A 19,251-nucleotide genomic window follows, 5' to 3' on the forward strand; every position below is an offset into this window, starting at 1 on the left:
TTGATTAGCTACAAAATTTAGTGCGCGCGACTAGATCGTCGCCGCAGTCGAAACGCCATGAATCACCGGCGTTTCGATATGTTCAAACAGCGCTTCCGGCAAGCTGACCACGGTGCTGAAAGCGCGGAAGGCCGCGCCAACGCGTTGGTCTTCAAAGCGGATAGCGATATCGCCACGCTCGCGCCGGACAAACTCCTGCACCGCATCCATGCCCACGCCGCGCCCGGAAATCTCGGTTACCACCGCGGCAGTCGAGAAGCCAGGCAGAAACACCAGGCGCGCGATCTGTTCATCGGTTGGCTGCGCGTCGGCCGGCAACAATTGTCTGGCCCGTGCGATATCGCGGATGCGATGCAGGGCCAGACCCCGGCCGTCGTCATGCAGGGTCAGATGCACCATGCCGCCATGCGCTGCGGCGTGCAATTTGAGCGTGCCCGCCATGCTCTTGCCGTGGCCCATGCGGGTATCGGCGTCTTCAATGCCATGGTCGAGCGCGTTGCGCATCAGATGCATAAACACGTTCTTGAGCAGCGCCGAGGCCTGATGCCGCACCACATAACCGTGATCAGCCAGCACCACACGCGGCGCCAGTTTGCCCAGCTCGGCGGCCAGCCGCGGTAGCGATTCGATGACGCTATCCAGCGTTTGCGACAAGGGTTCAGTGCCGAGCAAACGCAGCGCCTTGCGCACGGCATCGCGCGCGGCCACCAGTTCGATCAGATTGTTGGTATTGACGGTTTCCAGCCGATGCAAGGCGTCATGCACCTGGGCGCGATCGACCAGCAGATATTGCTCGCCCTGGCCGCGCCCCGGGCCTTTGCGGCCGAGGCTGACCTCATTGATGCGGGCATAGCGCTCCACACCCGCACGGACTTGCGCCAGTTCATCCAGCAACATGCGTTGATCCCATGGCAGATCCGGGCGCGGCTGGCGCAGCGCTTCGTAGCTGTGTTCCGCCTGATGCACGATGTGGGTCAGATGCTGCAAGCCGTAGGTACGGGCATTGCCCTTGATGGTGTGCATATTGCGGAACAACTGCGCAATCGCCTCGCTGTCGCCCTTGGGGTGCAAGCGGATCAGTGCCTGGTTGTCTTCAATAAAGCGCAGCGCGCTGATGATGAAATCGTGGAATTTGTCCTGACTGACCGCCAGCACTTCGCCAATGATTTCCAGCTCTTGCCGTTGCTCGCTGGCTTCAGCCGCCAGTTGGCGTAATTCGGTGACATCGCGCACGCACAACATCACGCGGCAGGTATTGCCATGGTCGTCGAGGATGGGCGACCAGTTCAGATCGAGAATTTTGACGCGGCCATCGCGCATGGTTTTTTCGATTTCGCCCACCATCAAATGCTGGTTGAACTCAAAGTTCATGGCGTCTTCGTCTATGCACGCGCCCCAGACCGCATCGATTTGCGCCAGCGTATCGGCGCCCAGCTGGGTGTTGCTGAACAACAGCGCCATCACGTCGCGGCCGGCAATATCGTCGGTCTCCAGGATGGTGGCCAGCCAGGCCGAATATTCCGGATGCACGATCTTGCCTGCCTGCACCGTCAATATGCCCTGCGGCATGTTCTGCAACATCGACTGGATGTCGGTGGTCTTTTGCTTGAGCTGCGACGAGCTGAGCTGGATCTGCTCGATCATGGTGTTGAACGCCAGCATCGAGCGGCCAATTTCATCCTGGCGCAGCACCGGCAGGCGCTGGGTAAAGTCCTGGCTGGTGGCAACATTGCTCATCATGGTTTGCATCTGGCCGATCGGGCGCACGATCTGGCGATACAGCATCAAACCAATGCCGCTCAGCAGCAGCACCGCCACCGCCGTCACGCCCGATAAGGTGGTGGCCGTGTTGGCCAGGCTGTGATTGAGCGCATTGATGGCGTCATCCTTGCTGCGGTTTTTTTCTACGCGCAGCGTTTCTATTTCTTGCTCCAGTTCGCCCTGGTATTGCGCCACACTGGCAAACAGATTGGCTTCGGCGATGTCTTGCTGGGCCGCGCGTTTGAACTTGACCGTGTCATCGATGGCGCCAAAGTAGCTGGCCACGCTTTGTTGCGCTTGCTGCACCAGCCCTTTTTGCGTCGGGTTGCTGGCCTGTTGCAACTGCAAGCTCAGCGCCTGGCGCAGCCGGTTTTGCTGCAGCGCCAGTTTGTCGGCGGCCTGCGTCAAGGTGTTGGCATCGGGCGCAAACACCAGCGCCATGGTCGCCAGTTGCACGTCCTTAAGGCCAGCCACCAGATCGGCCGAAGCCAGGGTGCTGGGCACCACGCCTTCTGTAACGCGTTTCACGTCGGCCGCATTGCGCTGCGCTTGCAGCATGGCGTAGCCCCCAATGGCGGCGATCGCGGCAAAGGTGAGCAACGTCAGCAAGATAATGCGCTGGCGGATTGTCATGATCGAGTAATCCTTCTGCATAGGCTTACGGAAAATTCGGGACCCGAGCGGGGGATGGCCGCTGCGGCTCGGCCGTCTGGCACCGATAAGCGCTGCATATTAAGGATTACTTATTAAGTTTTTATTTAAGACGCGTAATCAAAATACTGACTTTTTGCTTACTACCCTGCTATCACATGGGGGAACCCGGCGTCCGGCCGCATCGCGATATCTGGCGCGGCGTGCGGACGCTATGCCGCAAATCATTGCGCGGCGGCGGTGTGTTTACGCCAGCAAACTTGCTTTCAGTAGCTGTCTCTTCTATGCATCCGTAATAAAAAAGAAATATTTTTTCGCGCAAGACAGCATCACGGGATCGGTGTAAACCGTTCATACCGTTTAACCAAGGGTGGCAAAACCCGAAGGAAGCATGATGGCTCAAAGCAAAAAACCCGCTACGACGACTGCAAAACCGAAGACCGCTATCCCCGCCAGGAATGAAAGCAGCGTGAGCGCCGCCGCTGCTGCACCAGCCCCGGCCAGCAAAACCCCTGTGACCAAATCCGCGACGGCCAAAGCTGCGGCGACCAAAGCTGCGGCGACCAAAGCTGCGGTGACCAAACCCGCCGCCACCCGCAAACCCGCCGCCCAAGCTGCTGCGACAACGAAACCAGCAAGCGCGAAACCCGCTGCCACGGCCGCCACCACCAAGGCCGTTGCCGCCAAGCCGGCCAGTGCCAAAAGCAGCGCTGGCAAATCCACCGCCAAAGCGTCCGCTAAAACCGCTGCGCCCAAAGCCGCCGCCAAGCCGGGCATCGACAGCGCGGCCAAGGCCAGCAGCAAGAAAAACGGCACGGCCAAAAAAGTGAAACTGGTGCGCGACACCTTCACCTTTCCGCAAGCAGATCACGACAAGATCGCCAGCCTTAAACTGCGCCTGCTCAGCCAGGGCACCGAGGCCAAGAAAAGCGAAATCCTGCGCGCTGGCCTGCAACTGCTGAGCGAACTCAGCGACGCCAGATTGAGCGCGGTCCTCGGCGGCGTGGAACGCGTCAAAACCGGTCGCCCCGCCAAGTAAAGGCGTGCATCGGCAAACAGCCCGGCCATTGCAGCCGGGCTTTTTTGCATGCGCGGCAAAACCGGCGCCCGCCTAGCCGACGTGCCCATCAAACAGCAGTTCCAACTTGCCACAGCGTAGCAAGCTGGCTGGCGTGACCGTGACGCGGCTCCACGGAATCCGTCCCAGGTACCACAGCTTCCAGAAGCGCAATGCCGCCGCCGGTTGTTCCGCATACAACTCCGCAAAGCTCTGCTCCTTGCCCACGCATAGCCCCGTCGCATCCAGCAATACTTCGCGCACATAGCGCGAACAAAACTGGCGGCGCGAGTGCAGATTAAAGCCGGTGTCGTACAGCAGCCGCGCACGTTGGCGCACGGCGCGGCGAATGCGGGCCTGTTCGAGCGGGCCGATGGGGATAGCAGGCCGGCTGATGGCGACGCGGCCGTGGTCCGAGCGGCGCAAAAATCTGGAGAACGGCGTAACGCGGGTAAGCGGAAACGCGCTCTCCGCAATCATCGGCTCGGCCCCATCAATATCCATCACGATGCCGACATGGTTGGTCCAGCTGCGCGTGGCGCTTGCAACCTGAAGAAACGGCTTGATCGGAATGCGGATAAACACCACATCCCCCACATTCAGGCAGGCCGTCAGCGAGGCCGCGCTGATGCGGGTCAGCGCGGCGTCGGGCGAGCTGGCTGTATGCTGCAGCGCGCCCGATGCCCACGGCGCCGGGCGAGTGTGGGCAAGCAGTGCGTTTTCGGCAAACCAGACCATAGCGGAGCTCCGTTGTTTGTAATGACGGCGGCCATTATCAGCAGGCCGTACGCACTACGGCGGCGGCCGTTACAGGGCTCGCCAAACGGGCGTTCCGGTATCGCTTTCCGACCCCGGGTGGCGTCGAGCGGCTTGACGCGGCCCTGCGCGCCTGGGCTAAATCTGCGGCAACCCCGCGCCTGAAACCGCAGTTCAACTTTCCGGATACCCCATGAAACGTCGTTCGATTGCACTCGCTGTCTCGTTAACCCTGTTGGCCACTGTTGCCTCGGCCGATGAAGTCCAGGTCGCCGTGGCGGCCAATTTCACCGCGCCGGTGCAGGCCATTGCCAAAGATTTCGAGGCCGCCACCGGGCATAAAGTGGTGGCGTCGTTTGGCGCCACCGGCCAGTTCTATACCCAGATCAAAAACGGCGCGCCGTTCCAGGTTTTTCTGGCGGCCGATGATGAAACCCCGCTCAAACTGGAAAAAGAAAACGAGATCGTTGCCGGCTCGCGCTTTACTTATGCCATCGGCAGCCTGGCGCTGTGGTCGGCCCGGCCCGGCTATACGGTGGATCGCGATACCCTGAAGAAAGGCGATTTCCAGCATCTGTCCATCGCCAACCCCAAGGCCGCGCCCTATGGTCTGGCCGCCACGCAAACGCTGGACAAGCTGGGCCTGACCAGCACGCTGCAGCCAAAGATTGTGGAAGGCCAGAACATCACCCAGGCCTACCAGTTTGTCGCCACCGGCAATGCCGAGATCGGCTTTGTGGCGCTGTCGCAAATCTACAAGGACGGCAAGATCAGCAGCGGGTCGGCCTGGATCGTTCCGCCGGGGCTGTACCAGCCGATCCGCCAGGACGCGGTGATCTTGAACAAGGGCAAAGACAACGCTGCGGCAAAAGCGTTTGTCGAGTATCTCAAAGGCCCGAAGGCGGCCGAGGTGATCAAATCGTATGGCTACACGCTGTAAGGGGCGCTAGCTCGCTCAAACAAAAGCCCGGGTACGCGTGAGCGACCCGGGCTTTTGTTGGCGCGTAGACCGCCAGGCGATCAATTCAGCGGAATCGACGCCGTAATATCCAGCCACAAACCCGGCGCCTGGCCCGGATTCAGCGACAATTCGGCTTGCGTCAGCGGCCGTGCCGGTTGCCACGCGCGGCCGTTGTACCAGACGTACTGGCCCGGCTTGTAGTAATAGCCGCGATGCCAGTCATCCAGATAGCGGCCGTTCAGGGCCTGGGCATGGGCGCGGCGCCATTCATCGCGGTTACGCCATTGGTAGTCAGCGGGATAACGTTGCGGTGCCGGGCGATGCGCTTGCGGCGCACGATGGTCTTGCTGCGGCGGGCGATTGGCATGGTTGGGCGGGTTTTGATGGCCTTGTTGCTGGCCGTGATCACCGCCGCGGTCGCCACCGTGATCATGGTCGCGATCATCGGCGTGGGCAGCAAGGCTGGCCAGCGCCAGGGTGGCGCCGGCAAGAACGGCAGAGAGTTGGGTCAAACGCATGGCAGGTTCTCCTGTTTGTTATGGTTGCCCCGGTTAGGGCTGACCAACGGAGACCGGTTCCACGTCATCTGGCGAAATTTGTATCGCTCTTTATCAAAAGTGGCCGCAGCCACAGTATCGCGGTGGCAGCCGACACCGACTTGCGGCATCGGCTGACACGGGCGTTATTGGCGGTTCACGCCGCGGTTCACATCTTCATGTCTTTCATGTCGTCGCCCGCCATGTCCTGCACCACCACTTTGACCTGCACATCACCGGCCTGCTTGAAGTGCAGCGTCATCATGAAACTGTCCTTGGGCTTGAGCGGCTGCTTAAGCCCTTCCAGCATGATGTGGTAGGCACCGGGGGCCAGTTTGACTTCGCCGTGCGGGGGAATATCAAGCGCGGGCACCTCGCGCATTTTCATCATATTGCCTTGCATGCTCATGCTATGAACGCTGGCCGAGGCGGCGGCGGACGTGTCTGCGCCGACCAGGGCATCGGGCGTGCTGCCGTTGTTCTTGACGCTGAAATACACGCCCGCAGTTTGCGCACCGGGCGGCGTGGCGCGGGTGTAGGGATGGAAGATAAACAGATCTTTAAACGTGTATTCGTGCGCCAGTGCCAGCGTAGAAGTCAGCAGCAGGACGGCAGCGGCGATTGCGTAACGGGTCATGAATAAGGTCCTTCAAATGCACATTGAATGGCGGGCTGCGTGGCGGCGCGGTAATGGACACCGGCCAGGAGCGCAGCAGCGCGGGAGGTTTGGTCAAACCTGCGTCAACGGCGGCGCCTGGCCGCGCCGGTATTCAAAGGCATAACGCCGTGCGGGTAAAGCAGGCAGCTGCGCGGCCGCGACCGGCACATAGCGCAGCAGCCAGCCGTTGGCGGGCGTGGGCGTGGGCGGCAAGGCGGCAGCCAGATGCGCACACAGTGGGCAGGGTTGCAGGCTGACGCCATCGTGCGGCGCGCCGTGCGGCCCGGCGTCACGGCTGCTTACGGCGGGGGCAAAGACCAGTTGCGCGCCGCTACCCGTGCACAGCACCAGCGCATGCTGTGCGGCGCTGGCGGCGGCCATATGCAGCGACGGCAAGGCGAACTGCAGCAGCGCCAACAAAAGCGCAAAGCGGGTCGCAAGGTGGAAGTGCCGTCGAGTCATAGCGCGCAAGGTAGCACACCGCGCGGCTGCCTCCCAACCAGGACTAGTCCGAAGCGCGATTTGCGCGCGGGTGCCGCCGTATCAGGGCGTACCGATCAGGCCGGGCTAGTCAGCCGGGTGACCAGGGACTGCAACAATGCGGGACTAGACTGGCCGCTATCCCTGTCCTGGAGGACCGCCATGTCGCGCCATCACGCTGTCCATCAAGCGCTAGAGCAACTTGCCTACCTGCAACGCGCCCTGCGCGAAGCCGAAGATCCGGCGCTGTTATCCACGCTGGCCGAAGCCAACCGCGTGAGCGGCCGTAATCTGCTGCATTTTCTGGCGCTGCAACAACATGCACCGGCCGATCTGCAGCCCGTCCTGCACACGCTGGGCTTGCGCGGGGTGGTGCCGGGCAATATCGCCGCCAGCGTGGCACGCGCCATCGACTGGCTGAGCACTCCGCAGTTTGATCCTGATCCGCTGGATGACCACGCGGGCTTGCGTTTACGCCGGGCAGAGCATCTGTTTGGCACTCGCCGCGGCTGCGCCCGCACCATGGTGACGCTGCCCGATAACGCCGCGCGCAACGCCGATTTGCTCGATGCCTTGTTACTGCAGGATATGGCGGTGGCGCGCATCAACTGCGCCAAGGGCCATGCCGCGCAATGGCACGACAGCGCGCTGGCCGTGCAACAAGCCAGCGAACGTACCGGCAAGCCCTGCAAGCGTTCATTTGAGCTGGCCGGGCCCAAGTTGCGCATCGGCGAAATCACGCCGCGCGCTGCGGTGGTCAAGTGGAAGCCCGAGCGCAACGATGCCGGCTTGATTCTCAACCCGGTGCAAGTGCAGTTCTATGTCACCGGCGAAACCGCGCCGGGCAAAGCCGCCTACGCCGTGCCCATCGACGAGGCCATCCTGCGTGAGGCCCAGCCCGGCGACACCTTGCGGGTCAAGGATGTGCGCGGCAAACGGCGCGATTTGCACATTGCCGCCTTGCGTGAGCGCGTGCTGTTCTGCGAGGCCGAAGACACTGCCTACGTCTCGCCCGGCACGCCCGTGCAATTGCGGCGCGGCGCACATGTGGTGTGCCGCGGCCATGTGGGCGATTTGCCGCAGCGGCCCGGCTATGTGGCGCTGGCGCCGGGCGATACGCTGGTGCTGATGCATGGTTCCACGCGTGGGCAGCCCGCGGTGCGGCGCCCCGATGGCAGCATGGCGGCCGCCATCCTGAGCTGCGCGCTGGCCGATGTATTCGTGCAGGTACAACGCGGCCAGCGCATCCGCTTTGATGATGGCAAGGTTGAAGGCGTGATCGAGCAGGTTGATGCGCATCGGCTGGATATCCGCATCACCCAGGCCGAAGGCGGGCGCGTCAAGCTCAAGGGCGGACGCGGCATCAATCTGCCGGATACACAGCTACCGCTGACGGCCTTGACCGAGGCCGACAGCGTCGCGCTGGCCGAGGTATTGCCCGATGCTGATCTGGTGGCGATCTCGTTTGTACAAACCCCGGCCGACGTGGAGCAAGTGGTGGAACTGCTGGCACAGCACCAGGCCAACCACGTCGGCCTGATCCTGAAACTGGAAACCGCCAGCGTGGTACGCCAGTTGCCGCAAGTGTTGCTGGCGGCACTGCGGCATCCGCATGTGGCGGTGATGATTGCGCGCGGCGACCTGGCCGCCGAGATGGGCTTTGCCGCGCTGGCGGCCACCCAGCACAGCATTTTGCAATGGTGCGAAGTGGCGCACTTGCCGGTGATCTGGGCCACGCAGGTACTGGAATCGATGGCGAAAAAAGGCGTACCCACCCGGGCCGAAGTCAGCGATGTGGTGCTGGCCGGGGAGGCCGATTGCGTGATGTTGAACAAAGGCCCGTATATCGTGGAGACGCTGCAGTTTCTCGACGACTTGCTGGCGCGCAATGTGCACGCCACGCAAGCCATCTGAGCCTGGTTCGCTGGCGTGCGGCGGGGCGGTCGCGATTTCAGTCGCGCATTTCAAAGATCTTGTTGAAGTTGGCGATGTCCAGCACGGAGCGCACGCCCGGCCCGCAATTGAGCAATACGATGCGATAGCCTTCGACGCGCTGGCGCAGCAATAACAGCATGCCCAGCGCGGCCGAGTCCAGATAAGTGACGCCACTGAAATCCAGATGCAGTTCATCTACCAGCGGGCTCTGGATTGCGGCGGAGGCCACTTCCTTGAACTCGCGATGCATCTCAAAACTGAGCTGGCCGCCGATCGCAATGATCGCCACGCCACCTTGTTGCCGCCACGATATCGCCATGATCTTCCTCCGGCTGTTGTGATCGAGGTTGTTCACCCAGTCTAGTCGCCCCAAGCCAGCAGGCAAGCCAGCACGGGCGTTTGCGCCGGGTTCCGACACGTTTTTGCGCGGCCTGGGGACGCGAATGACGCTGATTAATCGCGCGTGAGCACTTCGATCAGCTCGATTTCAAAGATCAGATTCGAGTTCGGCTTGATATGCGCGCCAATCTGGCGCTCGCCATAGGCCAGATGCGCGGGCACCCACAACTTGCGTTTGCCGCCTTCGCGCATGCCCATCAAACCCTGGTCCCACCCTTTGATCACGCGGCCGGTGCCAATGACACACTGAAACGGTTTGCCGCGGGTGTACGACGAATCAAACACCGTGCCGTCTTCCAGAAAACCGTTGTAGTGCGCCGTAATCAGCGCGCCTTTGGCGATTTCTTTGCCGCTGCCGGTTTCGATATCAACAATCTGCAGATCCTGGGATTGCTCAGTCATGCTGGGGCCGCCTTGCTTGCTCACAAAAGGCAGCGTTGTCGCATCAAACGGCGGCCTTGGCAAGCGCGGCATCGCCCTGCCCGGCTGGCGCGACCGGAGCGAAGCGCTCGCGATAATCCTGCGGCAGTACGCCGAGGCGGCGCAAAAAGGCGCGGCGCAAGTTTTGTTCGTCGCCAAATCCGCAGTCGGCAGCCACGCGTTTGATCGAAGCGCGCGCTTGTTGCAGCGCGCGGCAAGCGGCTTCCAGCCTGAGGGTTTCGACCATGCGCGCGGGGGTGGTGCCTTGTTGCTCCTGATAGGCACGGCAGAAACTGCGCACGCTCATGCCCGCCCGCGCCGCCAGTTGTTCGACCCGCAAATCAGCGGTCAGATGGGCGCTGATCCAGCCGTGTAATTCGGCAAAACCGGCGCGGCTGCGTTGTTGCGCCAACAAGGGCGCGCTGAATTGCGCCTGGTTGCCGGGGCGCTTGAGAAACACCACCAGCCGCTGCGCCACTTCCATGGCAATGGCGTGGCCGCGATCTTCTTCTATCAACGCCAAGGCCAGGTCGATGCCGGCGCTGATTCCGGCCGAGGTCCAGATGCGGCCTTGCCGTAAAAAGATCGGCTCATCGCGCACATCCAGGTGCGGATACAGGGCACGCAGTTGCGCCAGATGATCCCAATGCGTGGTGACCGCGACACCGCCCAGCACGTCGGCGGCAGCAAGCAAAAAGCAGCCGGTACACACCGAGCACAGGCGGCGCCAGTGCGCGTGATGCTGGCGCACCCAGGCCACGATGGCGGCGTCATCCGGCACGTGCGTACCGATGGCGCCGCCGGGTAACAGCACCGTATCGATGGCGCCGGGGTCCAGCTCGGCCAGCGCGCTGGTGTGCAAGGGCAGACCGGCCGAGGTCAGCACCGCGCCGCCTTGTGGCGACGCCACCACCAGGCGATAGAACGGCGGCAGATCGGGCCGCATACGGACGCTTTGCGAAAACGCCTCCAGCGGCCCGGCCACATCGAGTACGTTGACGTTGTGATACACCACCAGAACCACCAGCCGCGCTTGCATCAATACCTCTCTTTACGCGGGCTGCAGCGCACGCTGCGACAACAGCCTCAGATTGAACAGCAGCGCCACGCCCAGCAGCGGCCAGGTCAGCACATTGAGGGTGATCCAGCTGCTGTGCGCCAGCAACTGGCCAGACAGCAAGGACGCCAGCGCGGTGGCCGCAAAGGTGCTGAATTCGCTCAAGGCCTGCGCCCGGCCGCGTTCTGCCGGGCGATAACTTTGCGTCAGCCAGGTACTGCCACCGACAAACATGAAGTTCCAGCCGACGCCCAGGCAGAGCAGCGCCAGATACCAGCTGACCAGACCGTCGCCATAAATCGCCAGTACACCGGTGCAGGCCGACAAAGCGATTCCGCTCATAACCACCGGCGTGACGCCCAGTTTGCGGATCAGCCAGCCCGATACCAGTGCCGGTGCATACATGCCGACCAGATGCCACTGGATCACCCCCGCGCCTTCATCCACCGTGCGGTGCGCGCACATCATGGCCAACGGTGTGGCCGTCATCAAAAACATCATCACCGCGTAGCCAATCACATTGGTGGCCAACGCCGCCTGGTAGCGCGGCTGGCGCACGATCTCGCGCAATGGCCGGGCGGGTTCCGCTGCGAGGTGAGCGACGCCGGGCGGAGCCTCGTTGCGATAGCCGAGGCCCAGCACCGCAGTGGCGATCAGGCCGAGCAGCGCGACCACGGCGTAGGCGCCCGCATAAGCCGAACCGGGCAGCAAGCCTTTACTCCAGTTGGCCAGCGCTGGGCCGCACACCGCAGCAATCACACCGCCGGTTAACACGGTCGCGATGGCACGCCCCTTATCGGGCTGCGCCACACCATCGGCGGCGGCCAGGCGGTAATACTGGGCAAACGCCTGGTAGATGCCGACCGAGGCGGTACCGACGCAGAACAGCCAGAAATCAGCATGCAAAATGGCGTACACCGAAACCGCTCCGCCCGCTGCGCCCACCAGCGCGCCCAGCATAAAGCCCCGCCGCCGCCCGACGCGTTGCATCCATAAGGACGCAAAAATCGTGGTGAGCGCGGCGGCCAGCGTGATGATGGAAAACGGCACCGTGGCCATGGCTTTGCTGGGTGCCAACTGATAGCCAACGAGGCCGGTCAAGGTTAAATCAGCCGCCAGCGCGCTGGTGTACAGCGCCTGGCACACGGCCAGGATACGCACATTGCGTAAGGACATTGCAGTCTCCCGTCTGCAGGAAAACTGCACTGTCGCACGCGGCATTCTGGCAGAAATGCCATACAACCTTCAAATTCTGCCATGGGGTGGTTCTGGCTGGGGACGCCTAGTCCCACCCCCTGGCTTGAAGCGACTTCAAAGCTTGAAGCGTGCCACCAGCGCGGCGAGTTCGGCGGAGAGTTGCCCCATTGCGGCGGCGACGTCCGAGGTTTTGCGGATTTCCTCGTCTTCTTCTTGTGCACGGCTCGACAGGCGTTCTGCGCTTTGCGCCATTTGCTCGGTGGCGCGCGATTGCTCGACGGCGGCATCGCGGATGTCGGTGGTGGTACGCACCACCGATTGCATCAGGCCCTCGATCGCTTCGATATCACGGAGGGCGGTTTGCACCAGTTCTACGCCGTTGCGTACCGCACTTTGCGTCTCTTGCGTATGCGCGATCGCGCCGCTGGATTCGCTTTGCATGCTTTGCACCATGCCGGCGATCTCGATGGTGGCCTGACCGGTGCGTTCGGCCAGTTTGCGCACCTCGTCCGCCACCACGGCAAAGCCACGGCCCTGTTCGCCCGCGCGCGCGGCTTCGATGGCGGCGTTGAGCGCCAGCAAATTGGTCTGGCCCGCGATGTCCTTGATCACGGTGGCGATTGCGGCAATTTTTTCGCTATTGCTGGCCAGGCTGTCCATCACCGCGCGCAGCCGCAGCATGGCATCAGACACCGCATTGATCTCGGTGGCGACGTGAGCGATCGATTGCGCGCTGCTGGCCGACATCCGCCCCGCCTGGTCAACCGTGGCGGTGGCGTTTTGCGTGTTGTCGGCAATGACGCTGATCGAGACGGTAATCTGCTCGATGGTGGCGGCGGTCGCCCCGGCCATCTCGGCGTTATGTTGCGAATCGCTGGCCAGCCGTTGCGTCATGCTGTTAATGCTGGCCACGCTGTGTGTCAGCTGGCTGGTGCCGTCGCGCACGCGCAGCATCATGTCGCGCAACTGGCCCATAAACAGATTGAAGCTGCTGGCAATCTGGCCAATCTCGTCGCCGCTGCGCGCATCCAGCCGCACCGTCAGGTCGCCGCGCCCGCTGGCCAGCGCTTGCATTGCCTCACTCAACCGCGCCAACGGCCGGGTAATGCTGCCGACCAGGGCAATGACCAGGATGATCGACAGCGCTAGCGCCAGCCCGTCCACCAGTACCAGCCACAACATGGTGCGATTGACCACGGCGCTGATTTCGGCCTCGGGCATTTCGACAATCACAAACCACTTTGCCACCGGCACATAACTCGATACCGCCACCATCGCGCCTTGCGCGCCGTGGAAACGGACCAGGTTGAATTCGCCCTGGCGCAGCAGGCCGTCGGCCACCTCGCTCATGCCGGGCAAGCTGCGAAAATCCACCTTGTTGTCCACCTTGACCATGGCGGGATCACGGTGAATCTGGATTTTGCCAGCGGCATCGACCACATAGACCTGGCCCGAACCGGCAATGGCCGAATTGCGGATGCGGTTGGCCATTGCGGTCACATCCAGCCCCACGCTGGTATTGGCGCGATGGCCGTGCCCGTCGTCGGCCACGTAGTTGATAAACATCATGATCGGCTTACCCGGCTCCACGCCCAGGTTAAAGCCGAACTTTTGCCCGCTTTTCATAAAGTCATCAAACCAGCCGTCATGCGCCGGATCGAGCATGCGCAGCAGGCCGTGTTCGTCGTCGTAATACTTGCGCGTGGATTCGGACACCAGCGAGATGATGGGGTAGCCCGTGCTGGCCTTGACCTTGCTGGCATAGCGTTGCCAGGTGGCAATGCCCGCTTCCGGTTCACCGGCGCTCAGCCAATCCAGCAAATAGGCGTTGCTGCTGATATCGGCCGCCACCTGCACCGGCAGCGACAAAGAACGATCCAGATCATTGCGGATGGCCAGCACGCCCTGCTTGAGCTCGCCGTTCTCCACGCGTTCGATCATGGCGTTGCGAAACAGCGTGCCTAGCACCAGCGCGGCAATCAGTTGCGAGGCCAACAGAATCAGCGTGACGCTGACCAACAGCTTTTTGCGGATGGACCAGTTATGCAGCACGGCGGTGTGTCCTTATTGGCGAGCGTTAAGGCTAATCTTAGCGGGGGCGCCGCCAGCTTGCTGCCGCAGCGCGGCCTCCTGGGCGTTCGCAGTATTCTGGCGCCGACGGGGGCCGACTATGATGAGGACGTTGTCATTAGCGGGATCAGGCCATGAAGTCGCTGTATGCTCGGGCCGCCGTCGGCGTGCTGGCGCTGTTGTGCTGGCATAGCGCGCAGGCGGCCATCGAAATACCGGTCGAACTGACCGGCATCTGGACCACGCGCGATTCTGTCCTGCGCGGCGAAGCGCTGGCGTCGGGGCGGGCGCTGGTGCTGGATCGCGATGGCGTCGGCGCTGCCCTGGGCGCGGACGGCAAACGCGTTGATGGCATCCGCCTTGAGGTCACCGGCTACGACCCCGCGTCGCACACGCTGCAACTGGCCATCATGGAAGGTGGCAATGTCGTCGCCAACGGCATTGCGATCTACAACCCGGACATGAATACTCTCAGCTTTCGTAAAGACACCTTCTGGCGACGTACCCGCGGCGTCTCGGCCACGGCTCGCAGCGGGCTGGGGCTAGAGGCCCGCGCCCCCTGACTCGCCCGTCGCTACCGGAACCCGCCGTGCTCAAATCCAGACTTGTTCCCCCCGAAACCGCGCTGCAACTGTCCAATATGACCGGCGCCGCCGCGATGTTGGCGCTGCTGTATTTTGGCCGCGAAGTGCTGATTCCGATCACGCTGGCCATCATGCTCAGCCTGCTGATTGCACCGCTGGTGCGCGCCAACCGCCGCGTCGGCTTTGGGCATACCTCATCGGTGGTGGCGGCGGTGCTGGTGCTGATGCTGGGCGTTGGCGTGGTCGGGCTGGTGATCGGCGCCCAGGTGGTAAGGATGGGCAGCAGCCTGCCGCAATATGAAGCCACGGTGCGCGACAAACTGGCCGCGCTGGATCAGTTAACCGTGGGTAAGCTCGACAGTGTGGCCGGGCCCGCCAACCGGGTGTTCCGCTGGCTCAGCGATGAGCCGTCCAGCGCGCCCTCACCCAGCACGAGTATCGTGACACCGGGCAACGGCCGCTTGCAGGTAGAAGTGCATCAACCGCCTGCCCGCCCGATCCAGATACTGAGCCGCTTTGCCAGCGGCATAGGCGGGCCGCTCGGCACCATGGGCATCGTGTTTGTGGTGCTGATCTTTGTGCTGCTGGAACACGAAGCCCTGCGCGACCGCCTGATCTCGGTGATCGGGCGCAATGATTTACGCGCCACCACGCTGGCGGTCAATGACGCGGGCGAGCGCTTGTCGCGTTTCTTTTTGTCGCAGTTTGCCGTCAATGGCGGCGTGGGCGTACTGGCCGGGCTGGGCCTGGCCTTGATCGGCTTGCCGCATGCATTTTTGTGGGGATCGATGGCCGCGATCATGCGCTTTGTGCCCTATGTCGGGCTGTGGATCGCCGCGCTGTTTGCCACCTTGCTGGCCGCCGCCATTAGCCCGACCTGGACCATGGCCATCATGACCGTGATCCTGTTTGGCGCAATCGAAGTGGTGGTGTCGCAACTGGTTGAGCCCAAGCTGTATGGCCATACCACCGGCCTGTCGCCGCTGGCCGTGGTCATCGCCGCCATCTTCTGGGGCTGGATCTGGGGGCCGGTTGGTCTGGTGTTGTCCACCCCGCTCACCTTGTGCCTGGTAGTGGCGGGCCGTTATATCCAGCCGCTGCATATCCTGGAGGTCTTGCTCGGTGAAGTGCCGGCGCTGACCTTGCCGGAGAACTTCTATCAGCGTTCGCTCTCGGGCGATTCGCAAGAAATCATCCAGGGCGCGCGCAGCTATGTAAAACGCAAGTCGCCGGCTGCGTATTGCGATGCGGTGTTGCTGCCGGCGCTGCATCTGGCGCGCATGGATTTTGCGGATCGCGCCATTACCCGCACCGAACAGATCAAGGTCGGCTCGGCCATGAGCGCGGTGGTACAGGCACTGACCGAGACGCCCAAATTCTGGCACAAGGTGGCGGGCTATTCGGTGATCGAAGGTGTAAACGTCGGCCGCCAGTTGCGCGAACAACGCGAGCGCGAAAGCCGCAAGCTGGCGCAGCGCGGGCAATTGCTGGCCGGCGACAAACTGATCCTGGCGGTGGGCCTGGGCAGCGTGGTCGACGAAATCGCCACCGAAATCCTGGTCCGCATCATGCGCATGCAGAACATGGACAGCCGTCATCTGGCGCTGGATGAACTGGATCTGGCGCACGAGCTGGCACCAGGCCAGGTCGGCTTGCTATGTTTTGTGACCATGCAGCCCGAACTGCATCGCGACAAGCTCGAAGCGTTGATGGCCCATGCGGCGCGGCAATGGCCCGATGCCGAACTGTGGGCGGTGTTTATCCCCAATCCATTCGAATCCATACCGCAACCCCAGACCGCCCCCATCGGCGCCGATCAAATGCTGACCACCTATGAATCCGTCGTCGCCAAAGCCCTGGTACTGACGCGCAAAGGTGACGTCACCGGCTTGGTTTAAACCGCCCGAATTGCATTTTTACCAACCTCGTCTATGCTAGCAAGCACGCCATTCAAACCGCTTTGGATGAATGGATTTCGAGGGGACGACACAGTGGGTAAAACAGCAGAACAACTCCTGCAACGATTAGAAGAGATTGGCCAGTCGCTGGCCGCCAGCGCTAAAGCGCGCGCGCTGTTCGGGCTGGGCTCGGTGGGCGTGGAAACCAGCCGCATCGATCAATGGTCCGATCTGGATTTTTTTGTGATTTCGCAACCGGGCCGCAAAGCCGAGCTGATCGCCAATCTGGATTGGCTGAGCCAGATCCGCCCCTTGGCGTTTCAGTTTCAGAACACGGTGGATGGGCATAAGGCGATGTTCGACGACGGCATCTTTTGCGAATTTGCCGTGTTTGAACTGGAAGAACTGCCGCAGATTTATTACTCGCCCGGCCGCATGGTGTGGGCTGTGCCCGAGATCGACCCGGCCATCGTCAACCCCACCCGCTTGCCCGAGCCCGAAGTGCCGCGCGACGACGCCTGGCTGGTCAGTGAGGCGCTGGGCAATCTGTATGTGGGGCTGTGCCGCTATCGACGCGGCGAAAAAATGTCGGGCTTTCGCTTTGTTCAGGTGGATGCGGTTAATCGCGTCATGCAACTGGCCGCGCGGCGCAACACCGCCAGCGCCGCCTTGCGCGATATCTACGCGCATGAACGCCGCTTTGAAGCGCGCTACCCCGCCATCGAAGCCGAACTGCCACCGCTGATGCAAGGCTACAACGCCACGCCCGCCAGCGCACTGGCCACGCTGGCATGGCTGGAACGCCACTTTGCGGTCAATGCGCTGATGGCGCAAACCATCCGCGAGCTGGCGGCATAGGCTGGGTCAAGACCCCGATGCGGCCCTCACCGGCACTGTATGCATTTGGCATCAAAAGCCGCGCTCTGATCGGCCGCCAACGGTGGGGGCGCACGGGTCGGGTTAAGCTGTGGCCCACTGTTTGAAGGCCGACAGTGTTCAACTTATTTCAGGTGCGTTCATGATCAAAAAAACTCTGCTGACGCTGGCCGTCGCTACCTTCGCGCTGGCTGCGGGCGCCCAGGCCGCTGGCTGCGCCAAACCGCGTAATGCCTTCGACCAGGTTTACTGTGCGGGCAACTTGTTCTCGCAAACCGACAAGACGCTCAACCAGGCGTTTGGCGATCTGCGTAAACAGCTGACTGCCGAGCAACAAGCCACGCTCAAAACCTCGCAACTGGCGTGGATTAAAGACCGCGATGCCAAATGCAGCCGCGAGGACAGCAGCGGCTATTTTGTAAACCTGGACTGCGCTGTAACCATGACGCAGGAACGCGTCGATTTTCTGAAAGAACGTTCACGCGAATGCAGCAGCACCGGTTGCGAAAGCAGCAAGCTGGCGCAATAAGCCGCCCGCCCCCACGCCGAAGCGCCATGCCCCGTCATGGCGCTTTTTTTGTGCCGCCGGGATGAAGCGCTAATGCAAGGTGCTGCGCGAAAACAATTGCATGACCAGCACGCCGGCAATAATCAGCGCCATGCCCAACAGGGCCGGCCAGTCCAGCCGCTGCTGGTAAACCAGCGCGCCCACCAGCGCCACCAGCACGATGCCGACGCCACACCAGATGGCATAGGCAATGCCCACCGGGATGGTCTTGAGCGTTTGCGACAGCAAAAAGATCGCCAGCGCATAACCGATGACCACCACCAGCGAAGGCAACAAGCGGCTGAAACCGGCCGAGGCCTTGAGCGCGGAGGTGGCGGTCACTTCGGCCACGATGGCAACGGCCAGGTAGAGCCAACTGATGTTCATGGATACAGCTCGCTGCGGATGCGGAGCGCTCCATCCTGGCAGAGCCGCGCCCGCGCCGCCATCCTGGCGCAAGGCTTATTTGATCTGGTAATAGCCCGTGATCGAGGCGGATTCGATCAAATGCGCAAACGCCATAAAGCGTGCCACGGCGTTGGTGGCCGAGGCCTGCAGCGGCAAGGCGTCGGTACTCAACGCGTGGATGCTGAAAATATAGCGATGCGGATCGTCGCCCTTGGGCGGGGCCGTACCGCCAAAGCCTTGCGGGCCGTAATCGTTATGCATTTGCACGGCGCCCGGCGGCAATGCACCGCCCTGCGCCGCGCCGGCGTTGTGTGGCAATGACATCAACGTGGGCGGCAGATTGATGACCACCCAATGCCAGAAGCCGCTGCCCGTAGGCGCGTCGGGGTCATAGACGGTCAGCGCCAGGCTTTTTGTGCCAGCCGGAATGCCGTCCCAGAACAAGGCGGGCGATTGGTTCTGACCGGTGCCGCCATGCGAATCGGCTTCATGGGCGGTGGAGAGAAAACCGCCTTCCTGGAATTCATCGCTCCAGATACGCAGTGCCATTGCGGGGCCTTAGAGGGGAATGCGCCAGCGCGCGGTGCTTTCGTTTTAGCACGCGGGACAGCGCCCGCGCCGACCGCCTGGCATTGCGCCACGCAGTGATTGCCTGACCGGGCCCGCCGCCATCACACGTAGGTGTTGATAGTGCTGCCCAGATGGCTGATGCCGTTACCGATGGCGGACACGCCACTGCCCACCGCGGCAATCGCACCGCCCACCACGGTTGCCGCCGCACCCGCTGTCGCGGCAACCACCGTAACCGGCAGCGTAGCGACGCCCAGGGCCGCTGCGGGCGCGTAGGCAGTCAGTAATCCTCGTGCGATCGGGCTCATCTGCGGGCTCCGTTGTTATAGGGGATCGGTTGAATCGCAACGTATCGAAACGTCACGGCTTATGACGATGCAATATTCTTGCACAATTCATCCGCTTCAACCGGGCTGATACAAATCTCTGT

At 62.3% G+C, this 19,251-nt stretch carries 21 protein-coding genes; 7 read left to right on the forward strand and 14 right to left on the reverse strand.

Annotation, left to right across the window (positions count from 1 at the left end):
• Positions 1-30 precede the first annotated feature (30 nt).
• Both ACYQ1A_RS13575 and ACYQ1A_RS13580 read right to left on the reverse strand, forming a co-directional pair.
• The gene (locus ACYQ1A_RS13575; RefSeq protein WP_499362788.1) at positions 31-2,394 is read right to left on the reverse strand and encodes a HAMP domain-containing protein; all 2,364 of its coding nucleotides are present in this window, start codon (positions 2,392-2,394) and stop codon (positions 31-33) included.
• Between the two features lie 417 nt (positions 2,395-2,811).
• A complete protein-coding gene (locus ACYQ1A_RS13580) occupies positions 2,812-3,258 on the reverse strand; it encodes a hypothetical protein (RefSeq protein ID WP_499362791.1) in 447 nt (148 codons plus the stop codon).
• Here ACYQ1A_RS13580 and ACYQ1A_RS13585 point away from each other — a divergent pair.
• Positions 3,239-3,451, forward strand: coding sequence for a hypothetical protein (locus ACYQ1A_RS13585; protein WP_499362793.1), 213 nt, complete (start codon positions 3,239-3,241; stop codon positions 3,449-3,451). The genes ACYQ1A_RS13580 and ACYQ1A_RS13585 overlap by 20 nt on opposite strands.
• A gap of 72 nt (positions 3,452-3,523) precedes the next feature.
• Here the strand turns inward: ACYQ1A_RS13585 and ACYQ1A_RS13590 are convergent, their stop codons facing one another.
• The gene (locus ACYQ1A_RS13590; RefSeq protein ID WP_499362795.1) at positions 3,524-4,207 is read right to left on the reverse strand and encodes a YebB family permuted papain-like enzyme; all 684 of its coding nucleotides are present in this window, start codon (positions 4,205-4,207) and stop codon (positions 3,524-3,526) included.
• 211 nt (positions 4,208-4,418) lie between these two features.
• On the opposite strand from ACYQ1A_RS13590, the gene modA reads away from it, so the two are divergent.
• A complete protein-coding gene (modA, locus tag ACYQ1A_RS13595) occupies positions 4,419-5,165 on the forward strand; it encodes a molybdate ABC transporter substrate-binding protein (protein WP_499362797.1) in 747 nt (248 codons plus the stop codon).
• Between the two features lie 80 nt (positions 5,166-5,245).
• On the opposite strand, the gene ACYQ1A_RS13600 is transcribed toward modA, so the two are convergent.
• The 3 genes from ACYQ1A_RS13600 to ACYQ1A_RS13610 form a co-directional block, all read right to left on the reverse strand.
• Positions 5,246-5,704, reverse strand: coding sequence for a hypothetical protein (locus ACYQ1A_RS13600; RefSeq protein ID WP_499362799.1), 459 nt, complete (start codon positions 5,702-5,704; stop codon positions 5,246-5,248).
• Positions 5,705-5,891: 187 nt separating this feature from the next.
• Entirely contained in the window at positions 5,892-6,359 is a 468-nt protein-coding gene (locus ACYQ1A_RS13605) for a copper chaperone PCu(A)C (protein WP_499362801.1), read from the reverse strand.
• Between the two features lie 93 nt (positions 6,360-6,452).
• A complete protein-coding gene (locus ACYQ1A_RS13610) occupies positions 6,453-6,842 on the reverse strand; it encodes a DUF2946 family protein (RefSeq protein ID WP_499362803.1) in 390 nt (129 codons plus the stop codon).
• A 180-nt stretch (positions 6,843-7,022) separates the two neighbouring features.
• Between ACYQ1A_RS13610 and ACYQ1A_RS13615 the strand changes: the two genes are divergently transcribed.
• Positions 7,023-8,774, forward strand: coding sequence for a pyruvate kinase (locus ACYQ1A_RS13615; RefSeq protein WP_499362805.1), 1,752 nt, complete (start codon positions 7,023-7,025; stop codon positions 8,772-8,774).
• Positions 8,775-8,811: 37 nt separating this feature from the next.
• On the opposite strand, the gene ACYQ1A_RS13620 is transcribed toward ACYQ1A_RS13615, so the two are convergent.
• The 5 genes from ACYQ1A_RS13620 to ACYQ1A_RS13640 all read right to left on the reverse strand — a co-directional run bounded on the left by ACYQ1A_RS13620 (position 8,812) and on the right by ACYQ1A_RS13640 (position 13,920).
• Positions 8,812-9,114, reverse strand: coding sequence for an STAS domain-containing protein (locus ACYQ1A_RS13620; RefSeq protein WP_499362806.1), 303 nt, complete (start codon positions 9,112-9,114; stop codon positions 8,812-8,814).
• A 134-nt stretch (positions 9,115-9,248) separates the two neighbouring features.
• A complete protein-coding gene (locus ACYQ1A_RS13625) occupies positions 9,249-9,596 on the reverse strand; it encodes an FKBP-type peptidyl-prolyl cis-trans isomerase (protein ID WP_062225419.1) in 348 nt (115 codons plus the stop codon).
• Between the two features lie 43 nt (positions 9,597-9,639).
• Positions 9,640-10,653 (reverse strand): GlxA family transcriptional regulator, encoded by a 1,014-nt coding sequence (locus tag ACYQ1A_RS13630; RefSeq protein WP_499362807.1) that lies wholly within the window; start codon positions 10,651-10,653, stop codon positions 9,640-9,642.
• A gap of 12 nt (positions 10,654-10,665) precedes the next feature.
• Positions 10,666-11,847: an MFS transporter gene (locus ACYQ1A_RS13635; RefSeq protein WP_499362808.1), complete on the reverse strand. Its 1,182-nt coding sequence runs from the start codon at positions 11,845-11,847 to the stop codon at positions 10,666-10,668.
• 135 nt (positions 11,848-11,982) lie between these two features.
• Entirely contained in the window at positions 11,983-13,920 is a 1,938-nt protein-coding gene (locus tag ACYQ1A_RS13640; protein WP_499362809.1) for a methyl-accepting chemotaxis protein, read from the reverse strand.
• Positions 13,921-14,072: 152 nt separating this feature from the next.
• Between ACYQ1A_RS13640 and ACYQ1A_RS13645 the strand changes: the two genes are divergently transcribed.
• From ACYQ1A_RS13645 to ACYQ1A_RS13660, 4 genes are all read left to right on the forward strand, one after another.
• On the forward strand, positions 14,073-14,501 hold the full coding sequence (locus tag ACYQ1A_RS13645) for a hypothetical protein (protein WP_499362810.1): 429 nt from the start codon (positions 14,073-14,075) through the stop codon (positions 14,499-14,501).
• A 26-nt stretch (positions 14,502-14,527) separates the two neighbouring features.
• Entirely contained in the window at positions 14,528-16,420 is a 1,893-nt protein-coding gene (locus ACYQ1A_RS13650; protein WP_499362811.1) for an AI-2E family transporter, read from the forward strand.
• 93 nt (positions 16,421-16,513) lie between these two features.
• Positions 16,514-17,278: a hypothetical protein gene (locus tag ACYQ1A_RS13655; RefSeq protein ID WP_499362812.1), complete on the forward strand. Its 765-nt coding sequence runs from the start codon at positions 16,514-16,516 to the stop codon at positions 17,276-17,278.
• A gap of 160 nt (positions 17,279-17,438) precedes the next feature.
• Positions 17,439-17,825 (forward strand): lysozyme inhibitor LprI family protein, encoded by a 387-nt coding sequence (locus tag ACYQ1A_RS13660; RefSeq protein WP_499362813.1) that lies wholly within the window; start codon positions 17,439-17,441, stop codon positions 17,823-17,825.
• Between the two features lie 69 nt (positions 17,826-17,894).
• Here the strand turns inward: ACYQ1A_RS13660 and ACYQ1A_RS13665 are convergent, their stop codons facing one another.
• The 3 genes from ACYQ1A_RS13665 to ACYQ1A_RS13675 form a co-directional block, all read right to left on the reverse strand.
• Positions 17,895-18,230 carry a DMT family transporter gene (locus tag ACYQ1A_RS13665; protein WP_499362815.1) on the reverse strand — a complete coding sequence of 112 codons (336 nt, stop codon included), beginning with the start codon at positions 18,228-18,230 and terminating at the stop codon, positions 17,895-17,897.
• A gap of 75 nt (positions 18,231-18,305) precedes the next feature.
• Entirely contained in the window at positions 18,306-18,800 is a 495-nt protein-coding gene (locus tag ACYQ1A_RS13670) for a YbhB/YbcL family Raf kinase inhibitor-like protein (protein ID WP_499362817.1), read from the reverse strand.
• Between the two features lie 122 nt (positions 18,801-18,922).
• Positions 18,923-19,129 carry a hypothetical protein gene (locus ACYQ1A_RS13675; protein WP_499362819.1) on the reverse strand — a complete coding sequence of 69 codons (207 nt, stop codon included), beginning with the start codon at positions 19,127-19,129 and terminating at the stop codon, positions 18,923-18,925.
• Between the last annotated feature and the right edge of the window lie 122 nt (positions 19,130-19,251).

This window comes from Silvimonas sp. JCM 19000 (assembly GCF_054652575.1).